Here is a 19972-nt window from a genome sequence, read left to right as displayed (position 1 = left end):
CAGCCCTCGGTGCGGTGGAGGGCGTTGGCGATCGAATAAAAGTTCGCCGGCCGTACCGGGGTCCGCTCGCGGATGGACAGGGTTTTCCCTTCCGGCGTGGAATCTGCCGGATACCATGACCAAGAAATCCAAGGCCAAGAAGAAGCGCCTGGCCAAGCTGGAGCGGCAGAACAGCCGCGTTCCGGCGTGGGTGATGATGAAGACCGACATGGAAGTGACCCGCAACCCGAAGCGACGCCACTGGCGGCGCTCGGACACCGACGAGTAAATGAGCGCAAGCGACTTCGAGGAGCGCGTCGTCACGGTCCCGCTGCGCGAAGCGAAGCGTGCGCCCGCCCAGGAGCGCGGCGACAAGGCGATGTCGCTCATCCGCGAGCACCTGGCGAAGCACTTCTCGGTCGACGAGTCCGACGTGCGCCTCGACCCCGCGGTCAACGAGACCGTCTGGGAGCGCGGTCGAAAGAAGCCGCCGAGCAAGGTGCGCCTGCGCGCGGCCCGCTTCGACGAGGACGGTTCGGTCGTCGTCGAGGCGGAGCCCGCCTAACGGCGTGCTTCGCGTTTCGTTCGCCGGGTCGTCGTACGTCGGCGTCTACGCGCACGCCGCCAGCGACTGCCTCATCGTGCGCCCCGACGTCGAGGACGACCTGGTCGACCGACTCGGCGACGAGTTCGGCGTCGACGTGCTCGCCACGACCGTCGGCGGTTCCGGGACGGTCGGGTCGCTCGTCGCGGGCAACGAGCACGGGACGCTCGTCTCCCGACAGGCGACCGACCGCGAGGTCGACGCCCTCGCGGAGGCGACGGGCGACCCCGTCGCCCGACTCCCGGGGAAGCTCAACGCCGCGGGCAACGTCGTGCTCGCCAACGACTACGGCGCGTACGTCCACCCGGAGCTGACCGACGAGGCCGTCGACACCGTCGCCGAGACGCTCGACGTGCCCGTCGAGCGCGGCTCGCTGGGCGGCGTCAACACCGTCGGCACCGCCGCCGTCGCCACCAACACCGGCGTCCTCTGTCACCCGCAAAGCGAGGAGCCGGAGTTGGAGGCGCTGGAGGAGCACCTCGACGTGTACGCCGACCTGGGCACGGTCAACTACGGCGCGCCGCTGGTCGGCTCGGGACTGCTCGCCAACGACGACGGGTACGCCGTCGGCGAGGACACGACCGGGCCGGAGCTGGGTCGGATCGACGACACGCTCGGGTTCATCGAGTAGGGCGAGCCGCGAGCGTAGCGAGCGGCTCGCCTAACGGCGGCGAGGTCATCGTGCCGAGCCGCCCATGAAGGACGCGTCGCCGAGCGAGCGTAGCGAGCGAGGCGACAGACAGGTGGCGGCGCGCTTGCGGGCGCGCCGCCCATCGAAGAAGCGAGACCCGGACCACCGGCCGATCCGACGTTCGCCGTCGCCGCGGGCGTCGACCCGGCTACGGGGTCCGAGTCGGAAGGTACTTCCCGCTCCCGAGCGGTTTTTGAGGCACATGAGCCAGTTCACCGTGAGCGGCGAGTTCCAAGCGCGCGACGGGCTGCAGACGTTCACACGCAGCATCGACGCGGTCAACGAGAACGTCGCCCGCGAGCACGTCCTCTCGCAGTTCGGAGCCGAGCACAACCTGAATCGCAGCCAGATCGAGATCGGCGAGGTGGTCGCCGAATGAGCCTCGGTGGTGGCGGCGGCGGCGGCGGTCCGGGCCAGCAGCAGATGCAGCAGATCTCCCAGGAGATCCAGGCGATCGAGGGGGAGATCGACGAGCTCGACGAGGAGATCAACGACCTCCAGCAGGAGCAGCGCGAAATGGACGAGGCGATCGACGCGATCGGCGAGATCGACACCGGCTCGACGGTGCAGGTCCCGCTGGGCGGCGGCGCGTACGTCCGCGCCGAGGTGCAGGACCTCGACGAGATCGTCGTGAGCCTCGGCGGCGACTACGCCGCTGAGCTGGAGGAGGGCGACGCCGTCGACGCGCTCGAGAACCGAAAGGACGCCCTCGACGAGCAGATCGAGCGCGTCCGCGAGGAGAAGGCCGACCTCGAGGCCGAGAGCCAGCAGCTCGAACAGCAGGCCCAGCAGATGCAACAGCAGATGCAGCAACAGCAGATGCAGCAGATGCAGCAGATGGCCGACGAGAGCGACGACGGGGACGAGTAAGGGATGTTCGACGGGCTGAAGGACAAGCTCTCCTCCTTCCGCGAGGACGCCGCCGAGGAGGTCGAGGAGAAGGCCGCGAACGCCGAGGCCGAGGCCGAATCGGAGAGCGACGCGGTCGCCGAGGCCCCCGCCGACGCGGCCGAGACGGCCGGACCCGACGACTCCGCCGGAGCCGCCGACGGCGTCGACGCCGATGCGGCCGACGGCGACGGCGAGGACGCCGGACCGGGTCGGCTCAAACGCGCCGCGGCGTTGGCCACCGGGAAGGTCATCATCGAGGAGGAGGACCTCGAGGGGCCCCTTCAGGACCTCGAGCTCGCGTTGCTCTCGAGCGACGTGGAGATGAGCGTCGCCAGCGAGATCCTCGACACCGTACGCGAGAAGATGGTCGGCGAGACGCGTGCGCAGGTGGAGACGACCGACCAGCTCGTCACGGAGGCGTTGCACGACGCGCTGCTGGAGGTCATCTCCGTCGGCCAGTTCGACTTCGAGGAGCGCATCGCCGAGTCCGACAAGCCCGTCACCATCGTGTTCACCGGCGTCAACGGCGTCGGCAAGACCACCACGATCGCGAAGCTGTCGGAGTGGCTCGACGAGCGAGGCTACTCGTCGGTGCTGGCGAACGGCGACACCTACCGTGCCGGGGCGAACGAGCAGCTCCGCGAGCACGCCGACGCGCTCGACCGGAAGATCATCGCCCACGAGCAGGGCGGCGACCCCGCCGCCGTCATCTACGACGGCGTCGAGTACGCCGAGGCGAACGACATCGACGTGGTGCTCGGCGACACCGCGGGTCGCCTCCACACGAGCAACGACCTGATGGCGCAGCTTGAGAAGATCGACCGGGTCGTCGACCCGGACCTCACCCTCTTCGTCGACGAGGCGGTCGCCGGCCAGGACGCCGTCAAGCGCGCCCAGGAGTTCAACGACGCCGCTAGCGTCGACGGCTCGGTGCTCACGAAGGCCGACGCCGACTCCTCGGGCGGGGCGGCCATCTCCATCGCGTTCGTCACGGGCAAGCCGATCCTCTTTCTCGGCGTCGGGCAGGGGTACGACGACCTCGAGCTGTTCGACCCCGAGGAACTGGTCGACTCGCTGCTGGGCGAGGAGTAGACCGCGCTCGGCTCGACCCCGACGGACTTCTCAGTCGGCGTCTCGCGACCGGAGCGACAGCGAGGTCGACTGCACCGTCACGACCGGAGCGACGCCGCGACGGATCCGGTCGATCACGTCCGCTCTAACACGTGCACGTGGCGGACGAGGCTTCTGTGGACCCGACGCTCGAAGGTGTCGGTGACGCGCCAGCCGGCGGCGACGGCCTCCTCGTGCCACGAGCGGTCCGCGATCAGCACGCCTCGCGGCGCGACGCGGACGGCCTCCTCGAGCGCCTCGCTCACGAGGTCCGCGAGGTCGTGGCGTGCGATCTTCGACTGCCGACCGTAGGGCGCGTCGAACACCACGCCGTCGACGGCGTCGTCGCGAACACCCAGGTCCGTCGCGTCCCCGCGGATCACGTCGCAGTCGACGGTGCCGTCAGCCGCGTCGTCGGCGGCGGCGACGGCGCTGTCGTCGCTGTCGTCGGTATCGTCGCCGGCGACGCTCGCCGATCCTCCCGCCGCATCGAGGTAGTGGGAGAGGTTCTCGCGTGCGCCCCGGACCATCTTCGCCTGCGCGTCGTTGCCGATCACGTCGCTGCCGACGAGGCCGGCCTCGATGAGCACGCCGCCGGTGCCGCACATCGGGTCGAGGATTCGGCTTCCAGGGCCCGCGCCGGCGACGTTGGCGTACGCGCGGGCGTCCATCGGTGCCATGCTCCCCGGCTGGAAGAACGGCCGGTCGGTCGGCCGGCGCGTCGAGAAGTCCCGGCGCGACTCGGCGACGACCCACCCGACCAGACAGGCGTCGCCCGCGAACAGCACCCGAAGGGTGTGGTCGGGGTCGTCCAGGTCCACGTCGTACCCGCGCTCGACCAGCGCCGCGCCGCACGCGCGTTCGGCCTCGCCCGTCGAGACGGCCGCCGAGTCGCGGACGACGCGTGCTCGGACGGCGACCGTGCCCGCGCGGTCGAGCGACGCCGCCTCGACGACCGCGCGGGCGCTGTGGAGGTCGGCGTCGGCGCGGCCGAGGAGGTCCAGGGCCGTGCGGGTGTACGCCAGCCCGCGGACCCGCTCGGCGTCGACGGCGTCGGCGACCGCGACTCCCGGGGCGACGCGGTCGACGCCGGCGGCGGCGACCCGCGCCTCCCGCGCGGCGAAGGCGTCCTCCTCGCCGACGAACTCGAGTCCGTACACGCCCGGACGTGGCGCGCCGGCGCGCTTGAACGCACGGGTTCGCAGTTCACGACGGTTCACGACGGGTCGAAGCGCCTCGCGACGGCCCGCGACCCGTCGGTCCCCCCCGCGTCGCCGGGAGCGCGGCCGGGAACCCCCACCGGGCGCGGCGGTACTACTTTAAACGCCAGCGCCGACACTTAAACAAGAGAATGGCTGACCCCACGGAGTCGATCAACATCGAGAACGTCGTCGCGTCGACGGGAATCGACCAGGAGTTGGACCTCCAGACGGTCGCCATGGACCTGGAAGGGGCCGACTACGACCCCGAGCAGTTCCCCGGACTGGTGTACCGGACGATCGATCCCAAGAGCGCGGCGCTCATCTTCCGGTCCGGGAAGATCGTCTGCACGGGCGCGAACAGCACCGACGCGGTCCACGAGGCGCTCGACATCGTGTTCGAGAAGCTGCGCGAGCTCGACATCCCCGTGGGCGACGACCCCGAGGTCACTGTACAGAACATCGTCACCTCCGCGGACCTGGGCGAGAGCCTCAACCTCAACGCCATCGCGATCGGCTTGGGGCTGGAGAACATCGAGTACGAGCCGGAGCAGTTCCCCGGACTGGTGTACCGCCTCGACGACCCCGACGTGGTCGCGCTGCTGTTCGGCTCCGGCAAGCTCGTCATCACGGGCGGGAAGGAGCCCGCCGACGCCCACGCGGCGGTCGAGGTGATCTCCGAGCGCCTCTCGGAGCTCGGGCTGTTCGGCTGACGTGCTGCTTCAGACTGCCGTCGTCGGCCTGCTGGGCGGCCTCGTCCTGATCGCGGTGCTGTCGACCCTGCTGGCCAACACGTCCGCCTACTTCGTCCTCGGCGACGAGGCGGAGTTCCGACAGGCGGTTCCCCCGGGCGTCGCGATGGCGCTGGTCGGCCTCACGGCGGCCGTGCTCCCCGCCGCCGCCGTCATCGCGCTCGCGCTCGTCGTCGACGCGGTCATGGTCCGACTCGCGTACGGACTCGACCGCCGCGGCACCGCGATGATCACGGCGATGCACTACGCGCTCACGGTCATCGCGGCCGTCGGGGTCCAGCGGGTGCTCGCGGTGTATCAGACCGCGCCCGTATGAGCGACGACCGCGTCGGCGACCCCGAGCGAGATGGAGACGAACCGCCCGCCGACGGCGACCGCGACCGCGACTCCCGCGAGCCCTCGCTGCTCGGCCGTCTCGTCTCCCCGGTGTGGAACGCCGCAGAGCACAGACCGCGCGCGCCGGTCCGACTCCTCACGGCGGCCGCGCTCGCCGTCGTCGCGCTCGTGGTCGCCGGGAGCGGAGCGGCGGTCGCCGGCCTCTCCGCCCCGCTTTCGACCGTCCTCCCGATGCTCGCGGTCGCCGGCGCGACCCTCCTTTCGGCGCGGTACGTCGACCGTCGCAGGCTGTCGGACCTCGGACTGCGTCGCGAGCCGGGGTGGATCGCCGACCTCGGGGCCGGCCTCGCGCTCGGCGTCCTCCTCCAGGCGCTGATCGCCGGCGTCGGGGTCGCCGCCGGCTGGTTCCGCGTCGTCGACGCCTTCGTCGGCAGCGTCGCCGGGGGCGCGACCGTCCTCCTCGTGTTCCTCGTCGTCGGCGTGTACGAGGAACTGTTCGCCCGGGGGCTGCTGCTTGTCAACGTCGCCGAGGGGCTCCGGTTCGCCGGCGACCGCGTCGCCGTCGGCGTCGCGCTCGCGGCCTCCTCGGCGACGTTCGGACTCCTTCACGCGGGCAACCCGGGGGCGTCGACGGCGTCGACCGTCGGGATCACCCTCGCGGGGCTGTTCCTCGGCGTCGGCTTCGCGCTGACGGGGCGGCTGTCGTTCCCGGTGGGCGTCCACGTGTCCTGGAACGCCGCCCAGGGGCTCGTGTTCGGCTTCCCCGTGAGCGGCCTGGGCGTCGAGGCGGCCGTCGTCGACCTGGAGCCGACCGGCCCGACGCTCGTCACCGGCGGGTCGTTCGGCCCGGAGGCCGGCCTGTTGGGGATGGGCGCGGTCCTCGTCGGCGTCGCGGCGACCGCGTGGTGGGTCCGCGTCCGCGATGGCCTGCCCGAGGGGCTGATCGACTCCCGGATCGCCGTGCCCGACCTCCGTGGCAAGAGCGAGAGCGAGAACGGGGACGAACACGGGGGATCACGATCGACCACGCCGGCAACCACGAACGAGGACTAAGGACGGGACGGGGAAGACGAGTCGGGGCGGGACGGGGAAGATGAGGCGGGGCGGGACGGATCGAGACGAGGCGGGGCGGGGCAGGGCGAGACGGGGAGGCGGCGTCGCCTCGGACGACGGGACTACTCCACGAGCCGTTCGATCTCGGTGACGAGCACGTCGCTCGCGCCGACGCCTTTGAGCGCGGTGATCGTCTCGAACACGTCGCGCTCGTCGACGACGGCGTGGACGGCGACGTGGTCGTCGTCGCCGTCCGCGATGTCCATCACGGTCGGACCGCCCATTCCGGGGAGCACCCGCTTCACGTCGTCGAGGCTGTCGGCGGGGGCGTTCATCATCAGGTAGCGCTTCCCCTCGGCGGCGACGACCGACTCCAGGGCGGTCGCGACCTGCGTGACCTTCTCGTCGTCGGCCGCGTCGGGGCGGGCGAACAGTCGGACCGAGGAGGCGAGCACCTCGTCGATGATCGCGAGGCGATTCACCTGAAGAGTAGTGCCGGTGGAGGTGATGTCGACGATGGCGTCGGCCATGTCGACGTGGGGGGTGAGCTCGGTCGCGCCGGTCACCTCGACCACCTCGGCGTCGACGCCCTCGCCGTCGAGGTACTCGCGGGTGATCCGGGGGAACTCGGTGGCGACGGTGCCGCCGGCCACGTCCGCCGGCGACCGGACGTCGCCGTCCTCGGGTGCGGCGAGCACGAGTCGGCAGCGACCGAACTCCAGATCCAGCAGCTCGGCCAGCTCTCGGCCGGACTCGCGAGCCTGGTCGAGCCCGGTGATCCCGGCGTCCGCGGCCCCGTCGGCGACGTACTCCGGGATGTCCGCGGCCCGCGCGAACAGGATCGACACGTCGGGGTCGACCGTGTCGGCGTACAGCTGCCGGTCGGCCGTCTCCTCGACGTGCAGGCCGGCGCGTTCGAGCAGCGCCATCGTCGGCTCGTGGAGGCGGCCCTTGTTGGGTACGGCGATGCGCATGGGCGGGGGGACGGCGGGGCCGTCCTTGAGTCCGTCGGGGCCGGCACCGAGCTCGTCGCCGAGACTGCTCCCGGAAGCCCGGCGGTTCGGCACGGTTTTCATCCGCGCGAATGGATCGCCGCGCATGGTCCCGCTTCAGTCCGCAGTCGCGTCCTCCACGGCCGATCTCGGCCCGCCGGTGGCCTTTTGGGTGCTCCTCTGTCTGCTCGGGGCGGTCGTCGGCGTCGTCGGCAGCGCCGTCGCCCGCCGGCTCTCGAACCCCGTCGGAAAGTATCGCCTGCTGTACGTCGGCGGCGTCCTCCCGCTCGGGGTGTTGGCGTACGGCCTCCTGTCGGTCCTCGATCTGGGGGCGGCCGTCCGCGCGGCGCTCGCCGGCGGATCGACCGGCACCGTCGCCGTCGACGTGTTCCTCTCGGAGTTCCTGACGATGGCGGCGGCCGGCACCGTCGCGCTCGTCGCGTACGCCCCGACGGTTCGCGGCGTCCGCGCCGTCCGCGACATCGACCTCGGGACGGGCCGTGCGGTCGCCCTGATGGCCCGGTGGCTGCTCGGCGCGAGTGCCGTCTTCGCGCTCGTCATCACGCCGTTTCGACTCGGACTGGGGGTCGGAACGTCGACCGTCACCGTCGCTGTCGGGCTCATCGTGCTGGTGGTCGGGGCGCTCGCGGCGTCGCCGTGGGTAGTCGGCGTGCTCCGGTCGACGCGAAAGCCGTCCGGCGACGACGCCGCCCGGATCGACCGCCTTCGCGAGCGCGCCGGGGTCGGGTCGGGGCTCGTCGACGAGGTTCGCGTGCTCGATACCGACGACGAGGAGACCGCGAACGCGTTCGTCCGCGGGATCGGCCCGGCCCGCCGGTTGTTCGTGACGAGCACGTTCCTCGACGCCCTCGACGACGAGACCGCCGCCGCGCTGTTGGCCGTTCAGGCCGGACGCGTCCGCTCGCGGGCGCTGTCGCGTCGCATGGGCGCGGTGATCGCCGCGGCCGTCCCGCTGATCGCCGCGTTCTCCGGTTCGGGCGGTCCGAACGGCCCGCTCGTCGCCGTGGCCTGCGTCGCGCTCGTCGGGGGGCTGTGGTACGCGCGCCGGGGGATCGTCGCGGCCGACGACCGCGCGGCCGGGTCGGTCGGTGCCGACGCCGTCGCCGACGCGCTGGAGCGGTACGCCGAGGTGCACGCGATGGAGCCGTCGCGTCGGCGGGTGCCGAACCCGCTCTCGGCGAACGTCGCCCTGGGCGACCGGATCGACCGCCTCCGCGGACGCGACCTGGACGGTGGGGAGGCGTCCGCGTAACGGGAGCCGTATCCGCGGAGGCGACCATCTACGGAGGCGGCGACTCACGCGACCCGGACGACCAGCGCCGCCGCCAGCGCGACCAGCACCGTCGCCGAGCCGAGCCGGATCGCTCGCGCGGTCTGTCCGGTCGCCACGGCACCGATCCGGCCGGCGAGCGCGCCGACCGCGCCGAGGTACGCGACGGTGAGCAGGGAGTACACGCCCCCGAGGGCGATCATCGCAGCCGTCTCGCCGCCCCCGACGAACCCCGGGAGGAACGCGAGGAAAAAGAGCGCCACCTTCGGGTTCGCGACGTTGGTGACCAGCCCGCGACGGAAGCCGGCGCGGGCGGCCGCGCTGCCGGTGTGGAGACCGGCGGCTCGCGAGGCGTCGTCGCCGGCGTCGGGGCCCGCCCCGGCATCGGTCGCGGTCGACCCGATCCCGTCCCCGCGAGCGGTCTCGACGGCGAGCCAGAGGAGGTACGCAGCGCCCGCGAGCGTCACGGTCGTCGCGGCCGCCGGGACCGCGCGGTAGACGGCAGCCAGCCCCAGCGCCGCGGCCGTCGCGTGCGCGAGGACGCCGACGGCGACGCCGACCGCCGCGGCGACGCCCGCCCTCCGAGAGGCGAGGCCGTGGGTGAGGACGACGAGGGTGTCCTGACCGGGGACGAGGATCAGCGCGCCCGCGGCGGCGACGTAGGCGGCGAGGGTGGCGGGGTCGACGGCGAGCACGGCTCCGTATTCGCGCTATCGACAGAAGGCGTTCCGGTGCGATCCGGAGGGCGAGTGCGCTGCGGTCGCGGCGGGCGTGACTGAGCGGAGGCGTTCGAGGTCGCCGGAGCCACCGCTGGCCTCGTCTCACTCATCCGAGCCGCTCGCGCGAACCACGAACCGGAACCGCGAACCCCGACCACGATCACGGATCGAGGACAGGGAAGCCTTTACCGCACGGACCGACAACCTCGGGTAAGACCAATGGTACTCGACGACCTGGGAAGCTCTCTCCGGGGCACGATGGACTCGCTCCGCGGGAAGTCCCGCATCGACGAGGACGACGTGCAGGAAGTCGTCAAGCAGATCCAGCGCTCGCTGCTGGCGGCGGACGTGGACGTGGATCTCGTGATGGAGCTGTCCGACAGCATCGAGACCCGCGCGCTCGAGGAGGAGCCCCCCGGCGGCACCACCGCCCGCGACCACGTCCTCAAGATCGTCTACGAGGAGATGGTCGACCTCATCGGCGAGTCGACCGAGATCCCGCTGGAGGAGCAGACGATCATGCTCGCCGGGCTCCAGGGGTCGGGGAAGACGACGACGGCCGCCAAGATGGCGTGGTGGTTCTCGAAGAAGGGGCTTCGTCCGGCGGTCATCCAGACCGACACGTTCCGGCCCGGCGCGTACGAGCAGGCCGAGCAGATGGCCGAGAACGCCGAGGTGGAGTTCTACGGCGACCCCGACGCCGACGACCCCGTCGAGATCGCACGCGAGGGGCTCGAGGCCACCGAGGACGCCGACGTGCGCATCGTCGACACCGCCGGCCGCCACGCGCTGGAGGACGACCTCATCGACGAGATCGAACGGATCGACGACGTGGTCGAACCCGACCGCTCGCTGCTCGTGCTCGACGCCGCGATCGGGCAGGGAGCCAAGGATCAGGCCCGCCAGTTCGAGGAGTCGATCGGCATCGACGGCGTCGCCATCACCAAGCTCGACGGGACCGCGAAGGGCGGCGGCGCGCTGACCGCGGTCAACGAGACCGGCTCGTCGATCGCGTTCCTCGGCAGCGGCGAGACGGTCCAGGACATCGAGCGCTTCGAGCCCAACGGCTTCATCTCGCGGCTGCTCGGGATGGGCGACCTCAAGCAGCTCTCCGAGCGCGTCGAGCGCGCGATGAGCGAGACCGGCGAGGAGGACGACTGGGACCCCGAGGACATGATGGAGGGGGAGTTCACCCTCACGGACATGCGAAACCAGATGAAGGCGATGGACAAGATGGGCCCCCTCGACCAGGTCATGGACATGATCCCCGGACTCGGCGGCGGGATGATGGACCAACTTCCCGACGACGCGATGGACGTGACCCAAGAGCGCATGCGCAGCTTCGAGATCGCGATGGACTCCATGACCGAGGCCGAGATGGAGGACCCGTCGATCATCAGAAGCGACCGCCTCGAACGGATCTCCCGCGGGTCGGGCGTCCCCGAGGAGCGCATCGAGGAACTGCTCGAGCAGTACAACATGATGAAGCGGACGATGGACCAGTTCGGAAACATGGGCGACGGCGACATGCAGCGCATGATGAAGAAGCTGCAACAGCAGGGCGGCGGTGGCGGCGGAATGGGCGGAATGGGCGGTGGCGGCATGGGTCCGTTCGGGTAGTCAGAGTTCCGTCCCGGCCCGCGCTCCCGGCAGCCGTCCGACTCCCCAGCGCTGCCTTCGTCCGACGCGGGAACGGCCGTCAGCTACACGGCGGATCGCGTCGATCGGTACTACGTGTCGTACACCCGAGTCAACTACCGAGACGTGGAACCGACCGCGGGCGCGATGCACTTCCTGCGCGACCCGCTGGAGTGTGAGCACGTCGGCGTCACCGTCGTCGACTGCGAGCCGGGGTGGACCGGCAAGGAGCACGATCACGCCGAGCGCGACCACGAGGAGGTGTACCTCCTGATCGACGGGGAAGCGACCGTGACCGTCGACGACGAGGCGGTCGACATGGAGGCCGGCGACGCGATTCGCATCCCCCCGGAGTCGAGCCGGCAGATCCGCAACGGCGACGCCGAGAGCACGTTCGTGCTCGCCGGGGCCCCGTAGCGAACGCGGGAACGAAGGGCAGGAGAAGGGTAGGAACGAAAGGCAGGAGAAGAGCAGGAGAAGCGTAGGAACGAAGCGCGGCACAACGGACGACCGCGCGGGCCGGCCAAGCCACTTCGCGACGCGCCTCGCCCGTGCTGTATCGACCGCATTCGCGCGTCTTTTGCCCCCCAGGGGCCTCCCGAGAGACGAATGGGAGCAGAATCGCGCGGTCGACTTCGGGCGCTGGCCGACTACGACGTGCTGGCGCTTTCGGCGCTCATCTGGTTTCTCGCGAAGTTCCTCCGGTACGCCTTCCCCCCGCTGTTCCCGACGCTTCGCGACTCGCTGGGCGTCTCGAACGGCGTCCTCGGACTGGCGTTCACCGCCATGTTGACCGTCTACGCCGCGATGCAGTTCCCCAGCGGCGCGCTCGCCGACCGGGTCGGCGCGCGGGCGGTCATCGTCGCCGGCGCGGCCGTCACCGGCGCGGGCGCGCTCGTGCTCGCGGTTCCCGTCCCCGAGTCGGCGGCGCTCGTCGCCATCGGCGCGGGGATGCTCCTCGTCGGCCTCGGCACAGGCGCGCACAAGACCGTCGCCGTTCGCCTGCTCGCGCGCATGTACCCCGCCCGGACCGGGCGGGCGCTGGGGATCCTCGACACCCTCGGCGCGTTCGGCGGCGTCGCCGCGCCCGCCGCCGTCGTCGCGGTGACGGGTACGACGCTCGCGGTCGTTGGCCTCGACGGCGTCTCCCTCGACTGGCACGTGCTGTTCCTGGCCGGCGCGGTCGCCGCCGGCGGACTCGCGGCGCTGTTCGCTCGCCGAGTTCCCCGCGACGATCGCGACCGAGAGAACGCCGCCGGTCGCCACCGCGACGACGACAGCAACCGCGACGGAGACGGTAACCACGACAGCAACCGCGACGGCGACGACACCCGCGGACTCCGCGCGTACGCCGCGCTGTTTCGCGATCCCGCCTTCGCGACGTTCGTCGCCCTCACGATCTGTTTCTCGTTCGCGTACAACGGCGCGGTCGCGTTCCTCCCGCTGTTCCTGACGGACGCCGCCGGCCTCCCCGAGACGACCGCCTCGCTGCTGTACAGCGGACTGTTCGTCGTCTCGCTCGTCCAACTGGTGACGGGTGACCTCTCCGACCGCGTGGGCCGACTCCCGGTGATCGCAGCGACGCTCGTGCTGGCGACGGCTGGCCTCGCGGCCATGCTGTCGGTGTCCGGCGTCCTCCTCGTCGGGGGCGCGGTCGTCGCGTTCGGCCTCGGCTGTCACGGCTTTCGCCCGGTGCGCGGGGCGTACCTCGCGGCGGTCATCCCCGACTCCGCCGCCGGCGGCGGCCTCGGGGTCGTCCGCACGCTGCTGATGGGGGCCGGCGCGCTCGCGCCCGCCGTCGTCGGCGGCGTCGCCGACGCGACCGACTTCCGCGTCGCGTTCGGCCTACTCGCGGCCGCGATGATCGCCGCCGTGGCGCTGACGGGCGTCGTCGCGGTGGTGGACTGATCGGCCGAGCGGTGGCCCGAACGGACGGGCGGCGTGGACCGACAGGTCGTCTGCGTGTTCGCAATCTGGTAGTCCGAGGTGCGCCTCGGATCCGTATGCGCTGCACCCTGCTCGGCACGGGCGATGCCGTCGGCGTCCCCGCGCCGCTGTGTGAGTGTGAGTACTGTGCGGAGAGCGACCCGCGACGACGGCCCGGTCTGCTCGTCGAGGCCGCCGGAACGGCCGTACTCCTCGACGCGCCGCCGGACGTGACCCGGGGACTTCACGAGGCCGGTGTGACCGACCTCGACGCCGCCTTCCTCACCCACGGCCACTACGACCACTCCGCCGGGCTCTCGGAGTTGAATCACGCACGCTACGACCGACACCTCCGGAACGGCACCGAACTCGGTCACGACCACCCGGTCGCGGAGCCGTTCCAGGTGCGCGTGCCGCGGAGCGTGCTCCAGAGATACGCTACGGAGCGGCCGGGGCTGGCCGACCGCCTCCGACTGGCGGTCGTCGCGCCGGGCGAGCGCGTCGGCGTCGGCCCGGTGACCGTCGAGGCGCTCCGAGTCGAACACGGCGAGCCGCTGTTCCCGACGCTCGGGTACGTCGTCCGTGGGCTCTCCGGGACCACCGGCGACACCGACGAGGCCGCCGTCGGCTACCTTCCGGACCTGAACGCCGCGCCCGGCCCCGGGGCCGTTCCGGCGAACGCGCTGGACCTGCTGTTCGCGGAGGGGTCAGTCCTCGGGGCGGAACTCCACGCCGACGCCGTGATCCTGCACGAGGGGATCGCTCGCCTGGACGCGGACCGGCGAGTCGCGACCAACGTCTCCGAGCACATACTCCGCATGCACACCGACGCCGTCGAGGAGCGGGGCCGCGAGGTCGGCTACGAGGTCTGGGCCGACGGCGAGGCCGCCGTCGTGTAGGCGTCCCGCCGGGTGAGGCGGCGAGCCTCAGTCGTCGTCCGCGGCGGCGACGGCCTCGCGCTCGGCCCGCCAGTCGCGGTTCACCGCGGCGACGAGGGCGTCCAGGCGCTCGGAGTGGACCGGCGTCTGCGGCACCCGAAGCGGGGAGACGCTCACGTCGCCGTCGACGACCGCCGCGCGGTCGGACCACGCGGGGTAGGAGTCGCCGACCTGCTCCAGCGTCGGGTGGCGGTCGGGCTGGTCCAGTCGCGCCCAGAAGTCCGACGCCAGCCGCCAGTCGCCGCCGTACGTCTCGCGTTCGTCGGCGTCGGCCTCGCGGACCTCGACGCCGTAGTCGGCGAGCGGCTCCGTCAGACGGAGATCGCCGTCCGTCCCGCCGACTCCGTCGCTCCCGTCGACGGGCGCGTTCACCGACAGGAAGTCCGCCCCGGCCAGATCCGCGCGGGGCGCGCCGGCGGCCGCGTCGTTCTCCCCGTCGCCGTCCGTCGGTTCGTCGTCAGGCGTCGATTCGTCGTCGCCGGCGGTCGGGAGGACGTGTTCTGCGAGCAGTCGCGTGACCCGCGCCGGCGTCTCGAAGGTGAACTCGGCGGGCGGGAAGAACTCCTCGCGGTGGTACGCCGAGACGGCAAGCGCGGGCACCCCGAGGTACGCCGCCTCGACGGCCGCGCCGACCGTGCCCGAGTGGCCCATGATGTACTCGCCGCAGTTCGGCCCGAGGTTGCACCCCGAGACCACGAGGTCGAACTCCGCCTCGAGCGCGCGGAGGGCGAACGCGACGCAGTCGGCGGGCGTGCCGTGGACCTCGTGGCCCCACTCGTGGTCGTCCACGTCGACCGCGCGAGAGCGCGAGCGACCCACCCCCGACTGGTCCTCGGCGGGGGCGACGACGGTCACCTCGGCGACGGCGCGCAGTTCCTCGTACAGCGCCGCGAGTCCGGGCGAGTCGATCCCGTCGTCGTTCGTCACCAACACGTGCGGCCGGGAGGCGGTCATCGGCGGAACGTGGGCGCTCGAGGACAAGTGCGCGTCGGTCGGCGATCGCCGGCGTCGACACGGCTCCGGAGGGTCGACGCGCCGGGGTCGTCGCGCTGTTCGCCGCGGTGGTACTGTTCGGGTAGGGGATCGGTCGCGCGGGTCGTCCCCCACTCACGGCTCGCTCGCCTCCCCGGTCGGATGCTCGGCGATCCACGTCTCCAGTTCGTCCCCGTACGCCTGCCAGTCCTCGCGGAGCCGTTCGTACTCCCTGCGGGCCGCGTCGCCACCGCGGTAGCTCGCGAGCGACTTCAGCCGGTTTCGCAGTCCCTTCAGACACGCCTCCGTCTCGTCGTACCAGTCGTACCCCGCCTGGATCATCGCGAAGTGGAGGTGCGCCCAGAAGCCGACCCCGGCCGGGTTCTCGTCGGCCGCCTCCCCGACGGCCGGGAGCGACTCCTCGAACGTGCGGTAGTAGTCGAGAACGAACCGCGCCGCAAGCGGCTTCAGCAGGTACTCGCGCTCCCCGCCGACGCGCCCTTTCGCGTCGCGCTGTTGTGCCAGCAGGGAGTCGTACCCCTCGTCCGTCTCCTCATACCGGCGCAGCTCCCACGAGTCGAGCCCCTCGAACGCGTCCCACCGGGGCGACTCCGCGTCGACGATCCCGTCGGGGTCGCCCTCGAGGACGAGGCGAACGAGCCCGCCGTCGGGTCCCGAATCGTACTCCGCGAAACCGCCGTACCGCCAGAACCACCCCGTCTCCCAGTAGTCCGCCGTCTCGAACCGCGTCCACGCGTCGGGCAGGTACTCCCGGACGAACCGTTCCTCGTCGTCGGTCGACTCGAACCGGAACTCGATATCGGCACCGGACATGCCCGCCTCGACGGCGGGGGCCGTGAAACGCGTTCCGCGAACGACGTTTCTGTTCGATCGCCGACACAGAAAGTATGTCACGGCGGCGGTCGGCCGTCGACCATGGAGTTCACGCCGAACAGCGGGCGTCACGGCGGGACTGGGAACGACGATGGGGACGAGACGAGTCGCGGATCCGGGGGCACCGCCCGCGACGCCGCCGACGACCTCTCGGCGCTCGCCTCCGAACATCGCGTCGCGATCCTCCGCGAGCTCGCGGCCGCCGACGCCCCGCTGACGTTCTCGGAGCTGCGCGAGCGGGTCGGAATGCGCGACACCGGACGGTTCAACTACCACCTCGGGGAGCTTCGCGGACGGTTCGTTCGCGAGCGCGACGGTGGCTACGTCCTCGGACACGCGGGCGAGCGGGTCGTCCTCGCGGCCGCCGACCTAGACCCCGACGGGGCGGCGACGCTGGCCGAAGGGCGGACGGGCGGGGGCGGCGGCGACGGGGAGGGCGCGTGTCCGGTGTGCGGCGAGGTCGACTGCGGGCGGACGATCCACGTCCACCTCGACGGTCGTTAAGCCGCCGGGGGGCTGGCGCGTCCGGACGACAGGACTCGACGCCGCCGTTTTTGCCTCCGCGACCGTATCCATCGAGGATGGCAGCCGCCAGCCACACGGTCCGCGTCGACGCCCCCGTCGGGGAAGTGTTCGCGTGCGTCGACGAACCCGAGAACCACGTGGAGTTGACGCCGAGTATCACGGCGGTCTCGAACGTCGAGCCGCTCGACAACGGCGGCAAGCGCCTCGAGTACACCTACGAAATGATCGGCGTCGAGCTGACCGGGACCCTCACCACGCCCGAATACGTCGAGAACGAACGCATCGTCTTCGAGATGGACGGGGACCTCACGGGGACGCTCACCTGGACGTTCGAGGAGGACGACGGGGGGACGCACGTCACGTACGCCGCCGAGTACGACCTGCCCGGCGGGGTGCTCGGGGCGGTCGCCGATCCCCTCGCGGTGCGGTACAACGAGCGCCAGCTCCGCAGGACCCTGGAGAACCTCAAAGCGCGTGTCGAGCCGGCTCGGTCGGCGTAGCCGGCAGCGCGACCGTGGTCGGCGAGGGTCCGTGTCGACGGGCGCGCCGTCCCCGGTCAGCGCCCGTCGGGGTCGACGGGAGTACCGTCCTCCGTCGGCGGGGCGAGGTGGTCGACGTACTCGTCGACCGACGGCGACCGGACCGTCACCTCGACGTCGATCTCGCCGAGTTCGTCGGACTCGCCGACGGCGAAGTTGACGACGCCCTGGAAGGCGGCCTGTTTCTTCAGCGAGAACCTGAAGCCGTCGTCGGTGCGGTTGCGCCGGAACTCCCGGCGGGCGGTGTCGAGGATCTCCTGTTCGTGGAGTCTGTCCGAGAAGTCGTCGAGGGTGTGCGTCTCGGCGACGAGCCGGCCCGGTTCGGAGACGAACTCGGCGTTGGGAAACAGCGCCTCGACCGCGTCGCGCACGCGGTCGGTGACCTCGGTGTCGTGCACCGGGGCCTCGATCCGGGCGTCCACGCTGTAGACGGTCGTCACTTCTCCACCCCCGCGTCGGCGGCCGCGGGCCCGTCCGGCCCGGCGCAGTCGTCCGTTCCTCCGGCGGCGGCGTCGCCGCGGAGGATCCCGCGGACGCGCTCGCGGAACGCCTCGAGGCTGTCGGTGTTCTCGACGGTCACGTCGGCGGCGTCGATGACCTCGCCCATCCCGAAGCCGAGTTCGCGCTCCTCGCGGTCGCGAAGCGCCTCCGTGTCGAGGTCGGAGTCGTCGCGGCCGCGCGCGCCGAGCCGTTCGGCTCGGAGGTCGAACGGGGCCTCGATGGCGACGAGGGTGAACCCCTCGCCGAAGCGCTCGCGGAAGCGCTCCAGTTCGACCGGCGCGCGCAGGCCGTCGACGAGCACGGCGTCCGCGTCGTCCGCGGCGGCGTCCTCGATCAGCGGGATCGAGCGCTCGGCGATGGCGGCGGGGCCCTCCTCCTCGCGCAACGCCCGCGCGACCGCGCCGTGGTGCTGTGCGGGGTCGAGCCCGCGGTCGCGACACTCGGCGCGGATGACGTCGCCCATCGTGACCACGGGGACGCCCTCCCGCTCGGCGACGGCGGCGGCCTCGCCCTTCCCGCTTCCGGGCAGGCCGACCGTTCCGATGACTCGCATCGTCCGTGGTTCGCCGTTGGCCGGATTAAACCCTGCGAGACGAACGACCGCCGTCAACGCCGAGACGGGGACCGGACGCGTCGCCGTCGGGCGCGACCGCGCCGCTTTTGGCGACGCCGCGTCTGTCACCGTTCGTGGGCGCGTAGCTCAGTCCGGATTCAGAGCGTCGGACTTCTAACCGCGCCGGGGTACCGGCGTGGGGAGCCATCCGACGGTCGCGGGTTCAAATCCCGTCGCGCCCGTGCAGCGAGGAGCGAAGCGACGAGCGAACCGGCACGCGGGATTTGAACTAAACGAGGCGCGCACAGCGGAGCGAGCACGTCTCGGCGTGGTTCAAATCCCGTCGCGCCCGTTCACTCACTTCGTTCGTTCACAACCGCGACGTAGTCACACTCGCTCACGCCGTTCGCTCGCGTGACTCCCGTCGCGCCCGTATTCCGGCTCCCGAGCGACAGCGACGATGGGGGGCATCTCGCTCGAGTCGGGACAAAGGCTTCACCCGGCGAGCGCGTTCCCTCGAGCATGGCACAACGCTCGCTGTTCACACGCGCGCTGTGGTTCGTCGCCGTCGGCTGGTGGGCCACGCCCGCGGTCGTCAACGTCGCGTGGTTCCTCAACGCGACGGTCATCGGCCTCCCGCTGGGGATCAAGCTGATCAACGTCGTTCCGACGGTGCTGTCGCTGAAGGAGCCGCGGTCGCTGTCCGCACCCGAGGGGGGTCGCGGCCAGCGATCGCTGGTCGTTCGCGGCGTCTACTTCCTGTTCGTCGGGTGGTGGGCCAGCCTCCTGTGGGCCAACGTCGCCGCGTTCCTCGCTGTGACCGTGGTCGGTCTACCGGTCGCCTACTGGATGTTCAACCGCCTGCCGTTCGTCACGTCGCTGTATCGGTTCGACGGCTGAGGCGTCGCTGTCGCGGAAGCGGTAGCCCGAAAGAATAGACGCAAGCGCCGAGCGAGGGCAGGCGACTCAGTACCGCGAGGGCAGGTACGCCAGCCCGAGGAGGAAGAACGCCGACAGGCCGCTGAGAATGCTGACGCCCCACAGTCCGTTCGTCATCGTGGTCTGCATCGCGACCTCCTCCTCGTACTGGTCGTACGTCTCGAACTCCTGGGTGAGCACCATCGTCGAGTTGTCCGGGAAGTGCGCGAAGTAGGTCGTCGAGCCGACGGTGACGTTCGCCTCGTCGGACACCGCTATCTCGGTCGTCTCGGGGGCGAAGTACTCCAGCGTCGCCGCGTCGGTGGTCACCGAGGCGACGGTCACGGTCTCGTTCTCGACGTTCTCGATCTCGTCGCCGACGGCGTACTCGCGCGTCTCCGGCGCGGGGAAGTACTCGTCGACGGGAATCAGCTCTCGGCTCTCGTTACCGCTCGCACGCTCGACGACGTACTCCTGGCCGTCGACGGTCGTCGTCTCGTTCTCGACGTCGGAGTCGTTCTGGAGGATCGCCGCGCGGTCGATCTCCTCGGTCAGCGTGAACGTCTCCGACTCGTTATCCGTCGAGACGGTCCAGTCGGTGCCGTCGTAGGTGACGGTCGAATCGTTCGCCCATTCGATGGCGTAGCGTGCCGATTCGTTGGTCGTGTTCAGCGTCCCCGAACGGGTGAGTTCCCCCTCCTCGGTCTCCGCTGAGATGTCTTGGACGAGATACTCCTCCCCGTCGACGGTGATCGATTCGCCTTCGCTCAGGCTGTGGTCGGGATTCTCGAAGGAGAGCTGCGGCGCGCTCGCCGTCGCGATGAGCGAGAACGAAGCCGCACCCACGACGAGGAAGAACGCGACGTAGATAGCCGCGGCACGTCGTTGCATACCCGATGGACAGGTCGCCCGGAGTTTAACCGTTTTCTTTCGTTGAACACCGGCCGCTGC

General features: G+C 71.2%; 25 protein-coding genes and 1 tRNA gene. 18 read left to right on the top strand and 8 right to left on the bottom strand.

The genetic code is table 11. The features are described 5' to 3' along the window. The first annotated feature begins 115 nt into the window (after positions 1–115). From Hbl1158_RS01035 to ftsY, 6 genes are all read left to right on the top strand, one after another. Positions 116–268, top strand: a complete 153-nt coding sequence (locus Hbl1158_RS01035; protein ID WP_073308560.1) for a 50S ribosomal protein L39e — start codon at positions 116–118, stop codon at positions 266–268. Continuing rightward, a complete protein-coding gene (locus Hbl1158_RS01030) occupies positions 269–544 on the top strand; it encodes a 50S ribosomal protein L31e (protein ID WP_234298229.1) in 276 nt (91 codons plus the stop codon). A gap of 4 nt (positions 545–548) precedes the next feature. Further along, the gene (locus Hbl1158_RS01025) at positions 549–1214 is read left to right on the top strand and encodes a translation initiation factor IF-6 (RefSeq protein WP_234298228.1); all 666 of its coding nucleotides are present in this window, start codon (positions 549–551) and stop codon (positions 1212–1214) included. A 262-nt stretch (positions 1215–1476) separates the two neighbouring features. Further along, the gene (gene rpl18a / locus Hbl1158_RS01020; RefSeq protein ID WP_234298227.1) at positions 1477–1653 is read left to right on the top strand and encodes a 50S ribosomal protein L18Ae; all 177 of its coding nucleotides are present in this window, start codon (positions 1477–1479) and stop codon (positions 1651–1653) included. Next, positions 1650–2144: a prefoldin subunit alpha gene (pfdA, locus tag Hbl1158_RS01015; protein ID WP_234298226.1), complete on the top strand. Its 495-nt coding sequence runs from the start codon at positions 1650–1652 to the stop codon at positions 2142–2144. Before rpl18a ends, pfdA begins: the two co-directional genes overlap by 4 nt. Before the next feature lie 3 nt (positions 2145–2147). After that, positions 2148–3257: a signal recognition particle-docking protein FtsY gene (gene ftsY / locus Hbl1158_RS01010; RefSeq protein WP_234298225.1), complete on the top strand. Its 1110-nt coding sequence runs from the start codon at positions 2148–2150 to the stop codon at positions 3255–3257. 113 nt (positions 3258–3370) lie between these two features. Here ftsY and Hbl1158_RS01005 read toward each other — a convergent pair whose 3' ends face one another. Continuing rightward, positions 3371–4435 carry a THUMP domain-containing protein gene (locus Hbl1158_RS01005; protein ID WP_234298224.1) on the bottom strand — a complete coding sequence of 355 codons (1065 nt, stop codon included), beginning with the start codon at positions 4433–4435 and terminating at the stop codon, positions 3371–3373. A 191-nt stretch (positions 4436–4626) separates the two neighbouring features. On the opposite strand from Hbl1158_RS01005, the gene Hbl1158_RS01000 reads away from it, so the two are divergent. From Hbl1158_RS01000 to Hbl1158_RS00990, 3 genes are read left to right on the top strand one after another with little or no spacing between them, the layout of a single operon-like run. Continuing rightward, the gene (locus Hbl1158_RS01000) at positions 4627–5187 is read left to right on the top strand and encodes a TATA-box-binding protein (protein WP_234298223.1); all 561 of its coding nucleotides are present in this window, start codon (positions 4627–4629) and stop codon (positions 5185–5187) included. A 1-nt stretch (position 5188) separates the two neighbouring features. After that, positions 5189–5542: a hypothetical protein gene (locus Hbl1158_RS00995; RefSeq protein WP_234298222.1), complete on the top strand. Its 354-nt coding sequence runs from the start codon at positions 5189–5191 to the stop codon at positions 5540–5542. Beyond that, positions 5539–6615, top strand: a complete 1077-nt coding sequence (locus Hbl1158_RS00990; RefSeq protein WP_234298221.1) for a CPBP family intramembrane glutamic endopeptidase — start codon at positions 5539–5541, stop codon at positions 6613–6615. The genes Hbl1158_RS00995 and Hbl1158_RS00990 overlap by 4 nt, the downstream gene beginning before the upstream one ends. Positions 6616–6737: 122 nt before the next feature. Here the strand turns inward: Hbl1158_RS00990 and hisG are convergent, their stop codons facing one another. Continuing rightward, on the bottom strand, positions 6738–7589 hold the full coding sequence (gene hisG / locus Hbl1158_RS00985) for an ATP phosphoribosyltransferase (protein WP_234299439.1): 852 nt from the start codon (positions 7587–7589) through the stop codon (positions 6738–6740). Positions 7590–7713: 124 nt separating this feature from the next. Between hisG and Hbl1158_RS00980 the strand changes: the two genes are divergently transcribed. Then, positions 7714–8880, top strand: coding sequence for a M48 family metalloprotease (locus tag Hbl1158_RS00980; RefSeq protein WP_234298220.1), 1167 nt, complete (start codon positions 7714–7716; stop codon positions 8878–8880). A gap of 44 nt (positions 8881–8924) precedes the next feature. Here Hbl1158_RS00980 and Hbl1158_RS00975 read toward each other — a convergent pair whose 3' ends face one another. After that, positions 8925–9593 (bottom strand): LysE family transporter, encoded by a 669-nt coding sequence (locus Hbl1158_RS00975; RefSeq protein ID WP_234298219.1) that lies wholly within the window; start codon positions 9591–9593, stop codon positions 8925–8927. A 243-nt stretch (positions 9594–9836) separates the two neighbouring features. Here Hbl1158_RS00975 and Hbl1158_RS00970 point away from each other — a divergent pair, with 243 nt between their 5' ends. The 4 genes from Hbl1158_RS00970 to Hbl1158_RS00955 all read left to right on the top strand — a co-directional run bounded on the left by Hbl1158_RS00970 (position 9837) and on the right by Hbl1158_RS00955 (position 14080). Continuing rightward, on the top strand, positions 9837–11237 hold the full coding sequence (locus Hbl1158_RS00970; RefSeq protein ID WP_234298218.1) for a signal recognition particle protein Srp54: 1401 nt from the start codon (positions 9837–9839) through the stop codon (positions 11235–11237). Between the two features lie 114 nt (positions 11238–11351). Beyond that, the gene (locus tag Hbl1158_RS00965; RefSeq protein WP_234298217.1) at positions 11352–11672 is read left to right on the top strand and encodes a cupin domain-containing protein; all 321 of its coding nucleotides are present in this window, start codon (positions 11352–11354) and stop codon (positions 11670–11672) included. Positions 11673–11864: 192 nt separating this feature from the next. Further along, complete coding sequence (locus Hbl1158_RS00960; protein WP_234298216.1) at positions 11865–13163, top strand: MFS transporter; 1299 nt, start codon at positions 11865–11867, stop codon at positions 13161–13163. 95 nt (positions 13164–13258) lie between these two features. Continuing rightward, positions 13259–14080, top strand: a complete 822-nt coding sequence (locus Hbl1158_RS00955) for an MBL fold metallo-hydrolase (RefSeq protein WP_234298215.1) — start codon at positions 13259–13261, stop codon at positions 14078–14080. Positions 14081–14107: 27 nt separating this feature from the next. Here Hbl1158_RS00955 and surE read toward each other — a convergent pair whose 3' ends face one another. Continuing rightward, a complete protein-coding gene (gene surE, locus Hbl1158_RS00950; protein WP_234298214.1) occupies positions 14108–15073 on the bottom strand; it encodes a 5'/3'-nucleotidase SurE in 966 nt (321 codons plus the stop codon). Between the two features lie 153 nt (positions 15074–15226). Next, entirely contained in the window at positions 15227–15925 is a 699-nt protein-coding gene (locus tag Hbl1158_RS00945) for a hypothetical protein (protein WP_234298213.1), read from the bottom strand. A 102-nt stretch (positions 15926–16027) separates the two neighbouring features. Between Hbl1158_RS00945 and Hbl1158_RS00940 the strand changes: the two genes are divergently transcribed. Continuing rightward, on the top strand, positions 16028–16489 hold the full coding sequence (locus tag Hbl1158_RS00940; protein ID WP_234298212.1) for a helix-turn-helix domain-containing protein: 462 nt from the start codon (positions 16028–16030) through the stop codon (positions 16487–16489). Between the two features lie 77 nt (positions 16490–16566). Next, a complete protein-coding gene (locus tag Hbl1158_RS00935) occupies positions 16567–17010 on the top strand; it encodes an SRPBCC family protein (protein ID WP_234298211.1) in 444 nt (147 codons plus the stop codon). A 56-nt stretch (positions 17011–17066) separates the two neighbouring features. Here Hbl1158_RS00935 and Hbl1158_RS00930 read toward each other — a convergent pair whose 3' ends face one another. Both Hbl1158_RS00930 and Hbl1158_RS00925 read right to left on the bottom strand, forming a co-directional pair. Next, entirely contained in the window at positions 17067–17489 is a 423-nt protein-coding gene (locus Hbl1158_RS00930; RefSeq protein ID WP_234298210.1) for an RNA-binding domain-containing protein, read from the bottom strand. Next, complete coding sequence (locus tag Hbl1158_RS00925) at positions 17486–18103, bottom strand: AAA family ATPase (RefSeq protein ID WP_234298209.1); 618 nt, start codon at positions 18101–18103, stop codon at positions 17486–17488. The genes Hbl1158_RS00930 and Hbl1158_RS00925 overlap by 4 nt, the downstream gene beginning before the upstream one ends. A gap of 136 nt (positions 18104–18239) precedes the next feature. On the opposite strand from Hbl1158_RS00925, the gene Hbl1158_RS00920 reads away from it, so the two are divergent. Both Hbl1158_RS00920 and Hbl1158_RS00915 read left to right on the top strand, forming a co-directional pair. After that, positions 18240–18345: transfer RNA gene (locus Hbl1158_RS00920), tRNA-Arg, on the top strand. A gap of 280 nt (positions 18346–18625) precedes the next feature. Beyond that, entirely contained in the window at positions 18626–19003 is a 378-nt protein-coding gene (locus Hbl1158_RS00915) for a YccF domain-containing protein (RefSeq protein WP_234298208.1), read from the top strand. 66 nt (positions 19004–19069) lie between these two features. Here Hbl1158_RS00915 and Hbl1158_RS00910 read toward each other — a convergent pair whose 3' ends face one another. Further along, on the bottom strand, positions 19070–19912 hold the full coding sequence (locus Hbl1158_RS00910) for a hypothetical protein (protein ID WP_234298207.1): 843 nt from the start codon (positions 19910–19912) through the stop codon (positions 19070–19072). Positions 19913–19972: the final 60 nt, after the last annotated feature.

Source organism: Halobaculum sp. CBA1158 (assembly GCF_021431925.1).
GTDB lineage: Archaea > Halobacteriota > Halobacteria > Halobacteriales > Haloferacaceae > Halobaculum.
Note: the sequence above shows the minus strand (reverse complement) of the source record. Positions and strands in the feature narration are given on the sequence as shown.